At 65.9% G+C, this 15,079-nt stretch carries 11 protein-coding genes; 8 read left to right on the forward strand and 3 right to left on the reverse strand.

Annotated elements, in window-relative coordinates; translation table 11 throughout:
* Positions 1 to 10: 10 nt before the first annotated feature.
* The gene (locus tag AC1DHX_RS07760; RefSeq protein ID WP_476858034.1) at positions 11 to 1,612 is read right to left on the reverse strand and encodes a chitinase; all 1,602 of its coding nucleotides are present in this window, start codon (positions 1,610 to 1,612) and stop codon (positions 11 to 13) included.
* Positions 1,613 to 2,131: 519 nt separating this feature from the next.
* Between AC1DHX_RS07760 and AC1DHX_RS07765 the strand changes: the two genes are divergently transcribed.
* The 3 genes from AC1DHX_RS07765 to AC1DHX_RS07775 are packed head-to-tail and all read left to right on the forward strand — an operon-like array spanning position 2,132 to position 6,193.
* Positions 2,132 to 4,165: a glycosyltransferase family 2 protein gene (locus AC1DHX_RS07765; RefSeq protein ID WP_476860156.1), complete on the forward strand. Its 2,034-nt coding sequence runs from the start codon at positions 2,132 to 2,134 to the stop codon at positions 4,163 to 4,165.
* Positions 4,162 to 4,671, forward strand: a complete 510-nt coding sequence (locus tag AC1DHX_RS07770; RefSeq protein WP_476860157.1) for a DUF7793 family protein — start codon at positions 4,162 to 4,164, stop codon at positions 4,669 to 4,671. The genes AC1DHX_RS07765 and AC1DHX_RS07770 overlap by 4 nt, the downstream gene beginning before the upstream one ends.
* Positions 4,661 to 6,193, forward strand: a complete 1,533-nt coding sequence (locus tag AC1DHX_RS07775) for a putative bifunctional diguanylate cyclase/phosphodiesterase (RefSeq protein ID WP_476860158.1) — start codon at positions 4,661 to 4,663, stop codon at positions 6,191 to 6,193. The genes AC1DHX_RS07770 and AC1DHX_RS07775 overlap by 11 nt, the downstream gene beginning before the upstream one ends.
* A 150-nt stretch (positions 6,194 to 6,343) precedes the next feature.
* Here the strand turns inward: AC1DHX_RS07775 and AC1DHX_RS07780 are convergent, their stop codons facing one another.
* Entirely contained in the window at positions 6,344 to 6,493 is a 150-nt protein-coding gene (locus AC1DHX_RS07780) for a hypothetical protein (RefSeq protein WP_164468567.1), read from the reverse strand.
* A 208-nt stretch (positions 6,494 to 6,701) separates the two neighbouring features.
* On the opposite strand from AC1DHX_RS07780, the gene AC1DHX_RS07785 reads away from it, so the two are divergent.
* On the forward strand, positions 6,702 to 7,727 hold the full coding sequence (locus tag AC1DHX_RS07785; RefSeq protein ID WP_476860159.1) for a hypothetical protein: 1,026 nt from the start codon (positions 6,702 to 6,704) through the stop codon (positions 7,725 to 7,727).
* A gap of 257 nt (positions 7,728 to 7,984) precedes the next feature.
* Here AC1DHX_RS07785 and AC1DHX_RS07790 read toward each other — a convergent pair whose 3' ends face one another.
* On the reverse strand, positions 7,985 to 8,635 hold the full coding sequence (locus AC1DHX_RS07790) for a hypothetical protein (protein ID WP_476860160.1): 651 nt from the start codon (positions 8,633 to 8,635) through the stop codon (positions 7,985 to 7,987).
* 101 nt (positions 8,636 to 8,736) lie between these two features.
* On the opposite strand from AC1DHX_RS07790, the gene AC1DHX_RS07795 reads away from it, so the two are divergent.
* The 4 genes from AC1DHX_RS07795 (at position 8,737) to sucD (ending at position 15,038) form a co-directional block, all read left to right on the forward strand.
* A complete protein-coding gene (locus tag AC1DHX_RS07795) occupies positions 8,737 to 9,594 on the forward strand; it encodes an inositol monophosphatase family protein (protein WP_476899939.1) in 858 nt (285 codons plus the stop codon).
* A gap of 361 nt (positions 9,595 to 9,955) precedes the next feature.
* Positions 9,956 to 12,559 (forward strand): DNA helicase PcrA, encoded by a 2,604-nt coding sequence (pcrA, locus tag AC1DHX_RS07800; protein ID WP_476860161.1) that lies wholly within the window; start codon positions 9,956 to 9,958, stop codon positions 12,557 to 12,559.
* 394 nt (positions 12,560 to 12,953) lie between these two features.
* Positions 12,954 to 14,123, forward strand: a complete 1,170-nt coding sequence (gene sucC / locus AC1DHX_RS07805; protein ID WP_018776032.1) for an ADP-forming succinate--CoA ligase subunit beta — start codon at positions 12,954 to 12,956, stop codon at positions 14,121 to 14,123.
* A gap of 12 nt (positions 14,124 to 14,135) precedes the next feature.
* Positions 14,136 to 15,038, forward strand: coding sequence for a succinate--CoA ligase subunit alpha (gene sucD / locus AC1DHX_RS07810; RefSeq protein ID WP_028275595.1), 903 nt, complete (start codon positions 14,136 to 14,138; stop codon positions 15,036 to 15,038).
* Positions 15,039 to 15,079 lie beyond the last annotated feature (41 nt).

Consider the following 15,079-nt stretch of genomic DNA (forward strand, 5'->3'; position numbering starts at 1 on the left):
AAGCGGGCCCTTAGGGCGCCGGCGCGGACGCCGTCGCGCTGGGAAGCGGGGTGGCAGTCGCCGTCGCCGGGGCCATGAGCTTCATCAGTTCCTCGTCCCGCAGCTTTGACCACGGCGACTCCGGCGATCCCTGCAGCGCAGCTTCGGGGCTGTCGGTCTGGGTCCACCATTTTGCTTCGAAGACCCGACCTTCGAAGAGCACCCGTGCGCCCTTGCGGTAGACCGTGGCGGGCTGCCACGCCGGGGCGGTCCCGGCCGGTGCCGTCAGCTGCGGGGTAGGCCGGTCAGCGGCCAGGACCGGACCGATAATGCGCCAGGGGGTCGCGGTGCCCTGGAGGACGGGATCATCCGGGGTGTCGGCGCGGGTCCACCATTTGGCCTCGTAGACGTTCGAATGCCATACGATCCGCTCCCCGGCGGTGTAGGCGGTGTTCTCGGACCACACCGGGTACGGGCTGGTGGAGGGATTGTCGCTGACGGCCGGGACCGGCGTCGGCGCTGCCGCGGCGGCAGGCGCAGACGACGGGCTGGCCATGACACCCGCGCCGAGGATCGTGGCGAAGGACGAGCTTCCCTGGTCCACGCCGCTGCAGCCATCGGAAACCTTCGTGACGTCCGGGAAGTTCTGGCTGCAGGTGCGGTCACGGTTCAGGGACCACATGGAAAGCCGGCCGATGCCGCGGGCACTGGCGTAGGCGCTGAGTTCCTGGGCGTCCTTGAGGGTGAATATTTCGCCGGCGACGTCGTTCTGGCCGATCATCGGCGTCAACCCGACTTTGCGCCACACCGTTCCGCTGCCGAGTTCGGTGCCGGCGGCCCGGTACAGGCCGGTCAGTTGCTGATGGGTGGCTTCCGCGGCGGATACCGCGTTCTCGTACATCGACCGGCCCGGCAGCATGCTCCCGCCGTAGTCCATGGTCATGGCGTTCACGCCGGTGAGGTCGACCCCCGCAGCGATCATCTTCTGGACAGCGTCGCTGCCGGTCGCCGTGAGGCCGTTGGGATCCGCCGGCAGCGTCAGCCAGACGCTCAGGGACTTGCCCTCGCGCTGGCGCTCCTGCTGGAGCGCGGCGATGGCCACTGAGCGCCGCTGAAGGGCCGCGGGGTCGGACAGGGCCTCGCCTTCCACGTCCAGATCGATGCTGCTGACCTGGTAGCGGTCGACGACGGTCCGGTACGCCGACTTGAGCTGGGCAGGATCGGTGCACGTGACGGCCAACTCCTGGTTGGCCAGCCCGCCGAAGGACACCGCCACGCTGCCGCCGAGCTGCTGAAGCCGGGCCACCCGCCGGTCCAGGTCCAGTGAGGCCGCGGCGTCGGAGAGGGAGTAGGCCGCCCCCCAGGAAGGTGAGCACGGCTCCTTGGGATCAGCCACCACGAAGGACAGCACGACCTTTTCGGCTTCCTTGGACGCCGGGTCCTCGAATGCGTACCGGGGCGTGGCCGTGACATCGACATATCCCGAGAAAACGGACGGGATGGCCTCGGCCGCCCGGACGTCCTGGAAGTTGCCCCATGCGACAACGCCGCCGCCGGCGGCCGCCACCACGGCGCCGATGAGTACACCCAGCCGGACCACAGATAGTTTGCGGCCTGGGAATCGTTCGGACACGGGGCCCCCCTTGTGCGTCTTTCGTTGGGCAGCCGGGCACGCGCCGGCAGCCGGCATCAGCTCGTGAAATTTCCGGGGTGTCTGATGTCCGGCAAGCCTCTGACCTTGCATTATCATAAGGGCACTCACCGGAACATTCCGGTGCGGCGTGCGGGTTTTGCCGTAGGCGCGCGCCAATATGCCGACTTTGCAGTCTTATGGGGACTAATGCCAGATCAGCTTGTCTTGCCGCGCTTGGATTCGGAAAGCGCGACCACCGAACAAAAAGGTGCGGTCCGGCGCCGTCAATGGGGAGCAGAGCGGCGTTCCGAGCCGCTGTCAATTGTTCATCCGAGACCGTCCCGGCGCAAAATAATCCTTGGCCGCCTGGGAATTCTCACGACGCTGGCGGCCTGGGTAACATACGTTATTTCCACCATTCTGAAAGAGCTCGCGGACAACCCCAATGCGGGTTTCCGGTTTCAGTTTGAGACGGTCTCCTACCTAATCGTCGTAACATTCCTGACGTTTTCCGCCCTCATGTACCTGATGGCCCGGCAGGGCGCCCTGTACCGGTTCCGGGACCATGCCAGGGTGCCGCGCGGCGAGCTTGACCGGCACTTCGCCGAGTACGCCGAGGGCATCACCGTGCTGGTGCCCTCCTACGCCGAAGAACCCCAGGTGGTGCGGGCGACGCTGTGGTCCGCGGCGCTGCAGGAGTTCCCGGACCTCAAAGTGGTGTTGCTGCTCGATGACCCGCCGCATCCCTCAGACCTTGGTGACCGGGTCCGGTTGGACAAGACCCGCGCACTGACCGCGGAGATCGCCGCAGAACTCAGCGTCCCGGCGTCGCGCTTCAATGCTGCCCTGGCCGATTTCCGCAACCGGGAAAAGGCGCACGGGCGCGGCACTGCCGCTGAGGTGGCCCTGCTGATCGCCGAATATGAGGCAGCCGCCGAATGGCTTGAATCGATGGCTGCTGCCGAAACGGTGGAGGACCACGTCGACGAGTTCTTCGTCGACCTCGTCCTGATGGGCCTGGCCCGCGAGCTGAGGCTCGTACTCCTGGGACTGAACGCTGCGCTGGCCCAGCAGACCTCGCCGCCGCGCACCCGGATCGAAGAGCTGTACCTCCGGCTGACCTGGATCTTCAACGTCTCCACCGAAACGTTCGAACGCAAAAAATACGAGAGCCTTTCCCACGAGGCGAACAAGGCCATGAACCTCAATGCCTACATTTCCCTGATGGGCCACACCTGGCAGAAGGAAACCACCGCCGACGGCGTGATCCTGCGCAAGGTGGGCGCCGGCGTCGCCCCGGAACTGGACTGCGAGATCATGGACGTCCGGGACACGACTTACCTGTTGACGCTCGACGCCGACTCGCTGCTTCTGCGCGACTACTGCCTCCGGCTGGTCTACTTCCTGGAATCGGCCGGCAACGAGCGCGTCGCGGTCACCCAGACGCCGTATTCCTCCTTCCGTGGTGCCCCCACCCGCATCGAACGGGTCGCCGGAGCCACCACCGACCTCCAGCACATCCTCCACCAGGGCATGACCTACTACGGTGCGACGTTCTGGGTGGGCGCCAACGCCGTCATCCGCAAACGCGCCCTGGAGGACATCGTCGAGGTGGAAACCAACGGGGCCTTCGAGATCCGGACCTACATCCAGGACCGAACCGTCATCGAAGATACCGAATCCAGCATCGATCTCGGCCAGCACGGCTGGACCCTGGTGAACTATCCGGAACGGCTCAGCTACAGCGCCACGCCCCCGGACTTCGGCTCCCTCGTAGTCCAGCGCCGGCGCTGGGCGAACGGCGGCCTGCTGATCCTGCCCAAGCTGTGGGTCCAGCTCCGCCAACACCGGTCCGAGCGCCGCGCGATCCTGTTCCGGGAGGTGCTGCTGCGGGTGAATTACATGGCCTCCATCGCGTGGGCCAGCTTTGGTCTCGTCTTCCTCCTGGCGTACCCCTATGACAGCCGGCTGCTGAGCCCGATCGTATTCATCGCCGCCCTGCCGTACTTCCTGGCCATGGGCAGCGACCTGCGCGACTGCGGCCACCGCTTCAGCGACATCCTCCGGATCTACGGCTTCAACCTCGTGCTGCTGCCGGTCAACCTGGCGGGCGTGCTGAAATCGCTGCAGCAGGCCGTCACAGGCGACAAGATTCCCTTCGCCCGCACGCCCAAGGTCAAGGACCGCACCGCCGCCCCGGCGATCTACGTCCTGACCCCGTACGCGATCGTCGCCTTCTCGCTGCTGACCGTATGGCGGGACGCGCAAGTGGGGAACTGGGGCAATGTGGCCTTCGCCTCCGTCAACGCCATCCTCGCTGCCGGCGCGATCCGCGCCTACATCGGAGTCTTCAACTCCGCGGTGGATGTCTTCCTCGGGGTGGTTAACTGGCTGTATGTCAGTCCCAGGCCCAAGAAAGTGAAGGAGAGTCCCGTGATTGCCAAGACAGCCGAGGAAGTCGACTGGGAAACGATTCTCTATCACGGCGACCGACGGCTGAACCGTGACCTCCGGGGCTCCGCGGACCGCCGCCGTCGAATTGCGGTCCGATGACGCTCGAGGCCCTGGCCGGGCCCGAGGGGCGGCTGCCGGAGGGCCTGCCGGACACGGCAGCGGCCGCGGCCGGTGTCGTTCTGGGGGCGTCGGCGGTCACCGCGGCCAGGGTGACCGACGGTGCGCTCGCCGTCGGCGGTGCCGCCCGTAGCATCGGGGTGCGGATGATCGACGGCGGAATCATCGAGGTCCTGTTGCCCGCCAACCAGGAGATCGAGGGTCCGGAGGCGCGCATCGCCGGCGACATCGTCCGCACGCTCGCCGCGGGACGGCGGATGCCGGTGCTCCTGGTGATCACCGGCGTCGTCGGTGTCAGCATGGAGGCCCGCCGGGTCTACAGCGGTTCCATAGCGGCGACAGCGTTCGCCCTGGTGGGCGAGAGCCCGGTGGACCGGGTCATTGCCCACTACCTCCTGCGGTCCCGAAGCGAGACGATCCCGGCCCAGTTCTTCACCTCCGAATCCGCGGCCGTTGAGTGGCTAAGGCAGTACACCCGTGAAGAATGAATCACCGGACCCCAGGCTGCACGCCCTCGTGGAAGGCATCGTGCGGATCGCCGGCGGCGATCTGAGCACCCGGATCCCGCATTCGGGAGCCCGCGACGACGTCGCCGCCGTCATCGCCGGCATCAACCTGATGGCCGATGACCTGCAGACCATCTACCAGGAGCTGGAAGAGCGGGTCGAAAGCCGCACGGCAATGCTGCGCGAGGCGCAGGTGGAGCTCGAACGCATGGCGCTGACCGACCCACTGACCCAACTCGCCAACCGGACGGCACTGAACTCGGTCCTGAGCCATGCCCTCGCGGAGTCCTCGCGCGGCGAAATGCCGCCGGCCCTCCTGATTCTGGATCTCGATTCCTTCAAGGGCATTAACGACACCCTGGGGCACAGCGCCGGCGACGACGTCCTGCGGGCCATCGCACGCCGGCTCCAGGACGCCGTCCGCGAGACTGACACCGTGGCGCGCCTTGGCGGCGACGAATTCGCCGTCATGCTGCCGAAGTCCAATCTGGTCCGGGCACGCAGGGTGGCGAACAGGATCCTCAAGGCACTCAGTGAGAGCCTCGACGTCGGGGACCTGAAAGTCACCTGCGGAACGAGCATCGGCCTGCGGATCGCGGAACCCGGCCAGTCCGTCGATGACCTGGTCATGGAGGCCGACACGGCCATGTACGCGGCCAAGGCGCAGCAGCACAGCAGCATCAAAGTCTTCGAGCCGGCCCTGCTGTACGCGCGCCGGCTGCAGAGCGTCATGATTACGGAAATGCGCGAAGCCATCCGGCAGGACCAGCTGACCCTGCATTACCAGCCGGTGGTGGACCTCGCGACCGGCAGGATCGAGGGTGTGGAGGCGCTGGTCCGGTGGAACCACCCGGAGCGCGGTCTGCTCATGCCGGACCAGTTCATTCCCCTGGCCGAGGAAACCGGCATGATCGTGGACCTGGGCCACTGGGTGCTGCGCAATGCAGTGCGCCAATTGCGCAAATGGCAGCAGGACTTGCAGGTGGACAGCACCTTTAACGTCCGGGTCAACATTTCCACCACCGAACTGCAAAACCTCGAGCTGATCGAACATGTGCGGGACATCCTCAGGGAGACCGGCGTGGATGCATCAAACCTGATCGTGGAACTGACCGAGTCCATGGCGGTCAACGGCGGCGACGTCGACCAGTATTCGCTCAACGGCCTTCGCCGGCTCGGCGTGCAACTCGAGATCGATGACTTCGGGACCGGCTATTCCTCCATCAGCTACCTGCGCAAGCTGCCGGTGAACGTGGTCAAGATCGACCGAAGCCTGATCAGCGGCCTCGGCGACGACGAGCAACAGCGGGACTTCGTAGCCGCGGTGCTGCACCTCATCCACGCCTGCGGCCTAAAGGCGCTGGCCGAGGGGATCGAGACGGCGGAACAGGCGGAAGTCCTGCGCGAGATGGGCTGCGGCAGCGGGCAGGGCTACTACTTTGGCCGGCCCGCGCCGGCCGGCGAGATCGTGGCGTTGTTTGCGGGGGGTGGAAAGCTCTTGTAGCCCTGGGTTGATGGTTGTTGGGGCGGAGCTGGTTGGTGCTGTGCTTTCGTCTCCATGTCGCCGTGATGCGGTCTAGATGGTGTCCCTTAAATGAAAAGCGGCGGGCCCGGACTTGATGTCCGATGCCCGCCGCAGCCGTTTCGTTTCCGATTAGTTCTTCGGAGTGGAGTTCGGCCACCAGCCGACCGCTACAACGGAGCCCTGGCTCGAACCGCTGGAGGCAGACACTGCTGCAGAGGCGGACAGGCCGGCGCCGGCCAGCGCGCCGGCGACGAGGAGCGTTGCAAGGATTTTCTTCATTTGGACTCCTGATACGTAAGAGGCTGATGTGACTCATGTGATGCAGGTTTAGTATAGGGGAGATCGACACGCCACAAGGTAACAATTTATAAAGAATTGTCGCCGGATGTGATATTCACGCTCGTGTGTGAATCTTGCGTGAACCCTGCGCAGGTCCTTCTTGCGTGGCTGGTTCGATTCCGCTCTCGCGGCAACGGATAATTGAGGCATGCAACGAAACTCAGTTTCACCGTCCTACGCCGCTGCAGAGTTGCAGGCTCGGGAACATCGAAGCAGCCACGACTTCGGCCGTGCGGCCAGCAGCGCCCAGGTGGCCTCGGAAATCGCGACGAACGACGGTGACCTGACGGCTGCCTGGGGCATGCGGCTCTTTCAGGCGGAGAATCTGCTTGACGCCGGCGATTTTGAGGCCTGCGCCGCGCTTGCCGCCGAATTGGTGGATGGCGCCTTCGGAGCTCCGGCTGAAGATGCCCGCGGCAAGGCAAATATCCTGCTCGCAAAAGCCAGGCAAGGCGCCGGGATGTTGGGGCAGGCGGCCGACGCAGCGCGGGTGGCCGCGCGTTTATCTTCGGGGGCGGGTGACGTGGAAAATAACGTCAAAGCCCGGCAGGCCCTCATCGCTGCTCTCGCCGAAAGCGGCAGGTTGGAGGAGGCCTGGAGCGAGAGCCTGATGCTGGCCGACGACATATCCAACGAGGTCGACGACCAGCTGGTCGGCAAGGCCTACTGGGTTATCGGCAATGTTGCGTTTCTCTGCAATAAAGTGGCAGAGGGGCTTGAATATCACGAGCTCGCGGCGGAAACTTTTTCGCCGGCTCGAAATCTTGATATTTGGGCCAAATTCAACAAAGCATCCGCGGCAATGCGCCTGGCCGCCGAGGTCGCCGATGCGGACACACTCCGCTGCATCGAACGCGCTGAACTGGCCACGGACGTCATTGGCGGATCCGATGAGGACCACATTTTGCTGAAACTGAACCGCGGTCACTGGAATTTCCTGGCGGGTGACCCGCAGGCGGCCATCGCCATCCTGACCGAGATCAGCACCGTCGCGGAAAAGACGTCACCGCAGATTCTGGGCGAGGCCTCTCTGTTGCTGGGCCGGTCCCATGCTGCCGTGGGGAACGCTTCCGAGGCGCAGACGCACCTGCTGGAAGCAGCAGACCACTTTGAGAAGGCTGGCGCCCCGCAACGTGCCGAACAGGCCCGGGAATTCCTCACGGCCACGCCCTGAGCCAGCTCTGAGTGGACATGCTCTCCGCTGGACTTGAGGGATGGACATAATGGCAAGATGTCCACCGGCCGGGCCGAACGCTGGACATGTCCCGCGCTCGGGGCCGGGTGCGAGGGACGACTCCAGCCACCGCAACCAAGACTGGACATGTCCCGTGTCCTATGCCGCGGATCGGGAAACAGCCCTGCCGCCGCGACCAGGAATGGACATGTCCGGTGTCCTAAGCCGGGAATAGAGAACTAGCCCTGCCGCGCGAATCAGGACTGGACATGTCCCGGGGTGGCCGAAGCCGCGGCAGCCTTGCGTCCGAGTAACACGGCGGCGACGCCGGCCACGATGCTCAGCGCCAAGAGGACCCAGCCGGCCACGGTGAGCCCGGAGGCCAGGGCGACCTGACCGCCGTCGAGAGTGTCGGCGGACATCATTTCATCGATCACCGTGTTGCCCCACAGCCGGACCGCAGCAAAGAGCAGCGGCAGCGACCACAGCGCCCAGCGCAGGGATTTCCGGGCCACGTTGGTTCCGATCAGCAGCAGCCAGGTGAAGCCAAAGATCAGCGGGAAGAGCATCCCGGCCGTCTTGTGGACATAGTTCAGCTGGCCCCGGGCATCGGCGTCCATGGCCGCGCGCAAATGCTCCACGAACCCCAGGTCAAAGCCGCCCACCAACGAGTCGGGCATTGCCTGGCCGCCCGACAACTGCGTGAGCTGGTTGAGGGTGAGCAGGTGCAGATACCAGAACAGGAACAGGCTGGCCACGACCCCGGCGATGACAATCAGATTGCTGTTACTCTGTGCCTTCTGCGGTGTCCGGCTGGTGGTCGGATTGATCACCGGAGGGAGATGGTGCTGGGGGACCGCCGCGTTGGCGCCGTGCTTTTTGATCCGCTGCGCGGGTGTCTTGGCCATGGCTCCATTATCGCCCGTCCTGCACGCCCCTCCGCGCCGCCGTCTGCCCGGGTGCCCGCGCCGGCTGTTCACTGCCAGCGGGCGCCGATAGTCTGGGACGCGTGACCGAACTAGGAAAACACCGGCTCGGCCGGCACAGCACCGCAGATCTCGACCCCTCACTGGATGACTACCAACTGGCCGAGGCCCTGGTCCGCGAGACCGGCACCCTGGCGCTGTTGATGCGGCAGGCCGGGCTTGAAGGCAGGCAGAAGACGTCGGTCTCGGACGTGGTCACGGCCGCCGACCACGCCGCCGAGTCCTACGTGCTGGAACAGCTTCGGCGCTGCCGCCCCGATGACGCCGTCCTGGGCGAGGAGGGCGCCTCTGTGGCGGGCAGCAGCGGCCGGACCTGGGTCATTGACCCCGTCGACGGGACCTTCAACTTCCTGCATGGATCCACGTACTGGTGCTCGGCCATTGCCCTGAAGGATTCCTCCGGTGCAGGGCTCGGCGCCATCTTCCAGCCGGAGGAGGACAAACTCTGGCTGGGCGGGACGTCCCGTGCGGCGACGCTCAATGGCGAAAAACTGGTCACCTTCCTGCCCGGCGCGTCCGGTGGCACCGGACGTTCCGACACGCCGCTGGCTGATCTCGGCGCGGCAACCTACATCCACCCGACGTGGCTTGCCGATCCGATGTGTGCCATGCCCTGGCACGCGGCAGCGACGTCGGCGGCCGCGCTGCGCATGTTCGGGTCCGGCTCCTGCGACCTCGGCCGGGTCGCGGACGGAGAGCTCGGCTGCTGGTTCCAGCACAGCTGCCCCGAGTGGGACTGGCTGCCCGGGAAGGCGATCGTGGAGGCGGCCGGCGGCGCGACCGACGTCGTGCGCGTCAACGGACTCGACTGGTTCATCGCGGGAGGCACGACGGCGGTCCAGCAGCTGCGCGCCGCGCTCAGCTCCGGGGGCGTCGGCTAGCTTCCCGCCTGCCGGACCTCCCCGCGGGACATGCTCATTTTTCGCGGCGGGGTCCGGGGGACATGCTCATTTTTCGCTGTCAGGAGCGGGCACAAAGGGAGTATGTCCGGTGGGCACAGGTGGCGGAGGACATGTCCGTTGGGCAGAGCTGTGTCCGTAGCGCATGCTCATTGTTCAGAACAACCTCGGCGGTCTTCAGAACAACACGGGTCTTCTCCATGACAGCCTCCGCGGGGCATGCTCATTCTTCGAGGTCAGGACTGGGCGCAGGGGGATTATGTCCACTGGGCGCGGGCAGGGGAGGGCATGTCCCGACGGGCGGACACGGCTGTCAGCGCCACCGCCTAGACTTAGATACACCATGGATATGTTGTTTGACCCTTACGCCGACGGACCCTTCCAAGCTGCCTCCAAGGCGGCGGCAGGCACTAAATCGCGCTCCGGGTCCGGCCTGGCGGGCCTGGATTCCGGACCGGATTCCGCCCCGCACGGCGGAAGCCCGCACGGCGGAAGCCCGCACGGCGGTGCCCCGCACGGCGGTGCCCCGCACGGCGGTAGCCCGCACGGCGCCGCCCCGCACGGCGACGGCCCTGACGGCGGCTGGGACCGCCCGCAGCTTCCGAACGCCGGCGAACTCCTCGAGGGGCTGAACCCCCAGCAGGAAGAAGCGGTCAAACACGCCGGCAGTGCCCTGCTGATTGTCGCCGGCGCCGGGTCGGGCAAAACCCGCGTGCTCAGCAACCGGATCGCCTACCTGATCGCCACGAGGCGGGCGCACCACGGCGAGATCCTGGCCATCACCTTCACCAACAAGGCCGCGGCCGAAATGCGGGAACGGATCGAGGCGCTGGTCGGCGGCCGGGCCAAGACCATGTGGATCTCCACCTTCCACTCCTCCTGCGTCCGGATCCTGCGCCGCGAGGCCAAGAACGTCGGGCTCAACTCCAACTTCTCGATCTACGACTCCGCCGACTCGCTGCGCCTGATCACCCTGGTCGCCAAGAACCTGGACCTTGACCCCAAGCGCTTCGCGCCCAAGGCCATCCAGCACAAGATCTCCGCGCTCAAGAACGAGCTGATCGACGCAGACAGCTATTCCTCAAGCGCCAACTACAACGATCCTTTCGAGCAGGCCGTCGCCGAGGTCTTCAAGGGCTACACCCAGCGCCTGCGCCAGGCCAACGCCATGGACTTCGATGACCTGATCGCCGAGACCGTCTACATGTTCCGGGCCTTCCCGGCGCTCGCCGACTCCTACCGGCGCCGCTTCCGGCACGTCCTCGTGGACGAATACCAGGACACCAACCACGCCCAGTACGCCCTGGTGCGCGAGATCGTCGGCGAGGGCCCCGACGCGGCCGAGCTCACCGTCGTCGGCGATTCAGACCAGTCCATCTACGCCTTCCGCGGCGCGGACATCCGCAACATCGTGGAGTTCGAGAAGGACTACCCGGACGCCCGCACCATCAAGCTCGAGCAGAACTACCGCTCCACCCAGACCATCCTCAGCGCCGCCAACTCGGTGATCTCCCGCAACCCCAACCGGCCGGAGAAACGGCTCTGGACGGCCGAGGGCGACGGCGAGAAGATCGTCGGCTACGTCGGCGAGAACGAACACGACGAGGCCCAGTTCATCGCCAAGGAAATTGACCGGCTCCAGGACGAGGGCAACCTGCGCCCCGGAGACGTGGCCATTTTCTACCGCACCAACGCCCAGTCCCGCTCGATCGAGGACGTCCTGGTCCGCGTGGGCCTGCCCTACAAGGTGGTCGGCGGCACCCGCTTCTACGAGCGCAAGGAGATCAAGGACGCCCTCGCCTACCTGCGCGTCCTGGTCAACCCGGACGACGACGTCAACCTCCGCCGCATCCTCAACGAACCCAAGCGCGGGATCGGTGACCGAGCCGAGGGTGCCGTCGCCGCCCTGGCAGAGCGTGAGCGCACCTCCTTCATGGCCGCCGCGCGGCGCGCCGATGAAGCCCCGGGCATGGCGACGCGCTCGGTCAACGCCGTGCTGGGCTTCGTGAAACTCCTCGACGACCTCGCCGAGGTCGCTTCCGGCTCCGGCGCGGCCGCGGCTCTCGAAGCCGTGCTCGAACAAACGGGCTACCTTGCCGGGCTGCGTTCCAGCACCGATCCGCAGGACGAGTCCAGGGTGGAGAACCTCGCCGAACTGGTCGCCGTCGTCCGCGAATACGAACGCGACAACCCCGAAGGCTCGCTCGGAGCCTTCCTGGAGCAGGTCTCCCTCGTGGCCGACGCCGACCAGATCCCGGACGCCCCCGGCGGTGACGCCGAAAACCTGGCGGCCGCCGTCGCCGAAGCCAAGCGGCTCGGCGTCGTGACCCTGATGACCCTGCACACCGCCAAGGGCCTGGAATTCCCGGTCGTGTTCCTGACCGGCATGGAACACGGGCTGTTCCCGCACCAGCGCTCCGCCACCGATCCCAAGGAACTGGCCGAGGAACGCCGGCTGGCCTACGTGGGGCTGACCCGTGCCCGCAAGCGTCTCTACCTGACCAGGTCCGAGGTCCGCAGCATGTGGGGCCAGAGCCAGTACAACCCCGCGAGCCAGTTCATCGAGGAGATCCCTGCCGAGCTCGTCGAATGGAAGCGCGAAGGCGCCAGCCGCCAGAGCGGAGGCTGGGGGAGCGGTGCCGGGATCGGGTCCAGCCGCTACGGCGGATCGTTCTGGGGTGCCGGGACAGCCCGCGGCGCCGCGGCCAGCCCGTCCGCCGGCTTCAACGCCGACGTTCCCGCCGCGGTGGCCAAGAACAGGGTCCAGCCGCAGAAGGAAGTCGTCGCCGTCAGCGTGGGGGACAAGGTCAACCACACCAGCTTCGGCAACGGCACCGTCCTGGCGGTGGAGGGCGCCGGGGACAAGACGGTCGCCAAGGTCAAGTTCGACATCGGCGAGAAGCGGCTGCTGCTGCGCTACGCGCCGCTGACCAAGCTGGACGCCTAACTGACCGCGTAGCTGGACGTTTGGCTGAAGACCCGGCGGGAGTCCGGAGACCGGTCCGCCGGCACCCCGTGCAGCCGGATGCACGGGCGTTCGCCGTACATTACGAACGCGGGTCTGGCACGGCCGCGCCGGCCTTCGGAGCGCCGTCGGACACCCCAAAAACCCCGTAATCTAGCGGTTTTTCTACGCTCCATAGAATAGTGTCCTTACTCACATAACCGGTACTCTGGAACGGGCTGGTCCGATCGAAGGACTAGAGTTCCCAAAGGAGCATTGCGCCGTGTGGCTCGTTTCCAAGCTTGTCGCAGGGTGCGTTTATTCCGCAGCCCGGTAACCGCGAGTACGTGGGGTCCGGCTGTACAGAAACTACTTCGACGTAGAAGGACACTAAACCGTGGACCTGTTTGAATATCAGGCGCGCGATATGTTCGAGGCGCACGGTGTACCCGTGCTTGCTGGCATCGTGGCGCACACCCCTGAAGAAGCAAAGGCAGCTGCCGAGAAAATCGGCGGCGTAACTGTCGTAAAGGCGCAGGTCAAGGCCGGAGGCCGCGGCAAGGCCGGCGGCGTCAAGGTCGCGAAGACCGCTGACGAAGCGTTTGAACACTCCACCAACATCCTCGGGATGGACATCAAGGGCCACACCGTGCACCGGGTGATGATCGCCCAGGGTGCAGACATCGCCGAGGAATACTACTTCTCCGTCCTGCTGGACCGGGCCAACCGCAACTACCTGGCCATGTGCTCGGTTGAAGGCGGCATGGAAATCGAGCAGCTCGCCGTTGAGCGCCCCGAGGCCCTGGCCAAGATCTCGATTGACCCGGCCGTGGGCATCGACCAGGCCAAGGCCGACGAAATCGTCGCCGCGGCAGGCTTCGCCGAGGAACTGCGTGGCAAGGTCGCCAGCGTAATCCTGAAGCTCTGGGACGTTTTCAAGAAGGAAGACGCCACTCTTGTGGAGGTCAACCCGCTGGTCCTGACCGGCGCCGGCGACATCGTTGCCCTTGACGGCAAGGTCTCCCTCGACGAGAACGCGGACTTCCGCCACCCCAAGCACGCCCACCTTGAAGACAAGGACGCTGCTGACCCGCTCGAGGCCAAGGCCAAGGCGCAGGACCTCAACTACGTCAAGCTGGACGGCGAAGTCGGCATCATCGGTAACGGTGCCGGCCTGGTCATGTCCACCCTCGACGTCGTTGCTTACGCCGGCGAGAACCACGGCAACGTCAAGCCCGCGAACTTCCTGGACATCGGCGGTGGAGCTTCCGCCGAGGTCATGGCAGCAGGCCTCGACGTCATCCTGGGCGACCCGCAGGTCAAGTCCGTCTTCGTCAACGTCTTCGGCGGCATCACCGCCTGTGACGCCGTCGCCAAGGGCATCGTCGGTGCACTGGCCGAGCTGGGCCACTCCGCGAACAAGCCGCTGGTAGTCCGCCTCGACGGCAACAACGTTGAGGAAGGCCGCCGCATCCTGGCCGAGGCCAACCACCCGCTGGTTACCCTGGCCGCCACCATGGACGAGGGCGCCGACAAGGCTGCCGAGCTCGCCAACGCAGCGAAGTAGAGGGACTCGACTATGTCTATTTATTTGAACAAGGACTCCAAGGTCATCGTCCAGGGCATCACCGGCGGCGAAGGCACCAAGCACACCGCCCTGATGCTCAAGGCCGGCACCAACGTTGTGGGCGGCGTCAACGCCCGCAAGGCCGGCACCACGGTCCTGCACGGCGACGCCGAGATCACCGTCTTCGGCACCGTCAAGGAAGCCATGGCCGAGACCGGCGCTGACGTTTCCATCGTCTTCGTGCCGCCGGCCTTCACCAAGGACGCCGTCGTTGAAGCCATCGAGGCCGGCATCGGCCTCGTCGTCGTGATCACCGAAGGCGTGCCGGTCCAGGACTCCGCCGAATTCTGGGCACTGGCCCAGTCCAAGGTGGACGCCAACGGCAAGCAGGTCACCCGCATCATCGGACCGAACTGCCCCGGCATCATCACCCCGGGTGAGGCCCTCGTCGGGATCACCCCGGCCAACATCACGGGCAAGGGCCCCATCGGCCTTGTCTCCAAGTCGGGCACCCTGACTTACCAGATGATGTACGAGCTGCGCGACCTCGGCTTCTCCACCGCCATCGGCATCGGCGGCGACCCGGTCATCGGCACCACCCACATCGATGCCCTCGAAGCCTTCGAGGCTGACCCGGAGACCAAGGCGATCGTCATGATCGGCGAAATCGGTGGCGACGCCGAAGAGCGTGCCGCCGACTACATCAAGGCCCACGTCACGAAGCCGGTTGTTGGCTACGTGGCCGGCTTCACCGCTCCGGAAGGCAAGACCATGGGCCACGCCGGCGCCATCGTCTCGGGCTCCGCGGGCACCGCCCAGGCCAAGAAGGAAGCCCTCGAGGCTGCCGGCGTCAAGGTCGGCAAGACGCCGTCCGAGACCGCCAAGCTCCTGCGCGAGGTCTTCGCGACCCTCTAGGTCCGAAGCACCACGGCAAATAAGCGCCACTGCAATACAGC

This window comes from Arthrobacter sp. 05N33_2 (genome assembly GCF_056397425.1).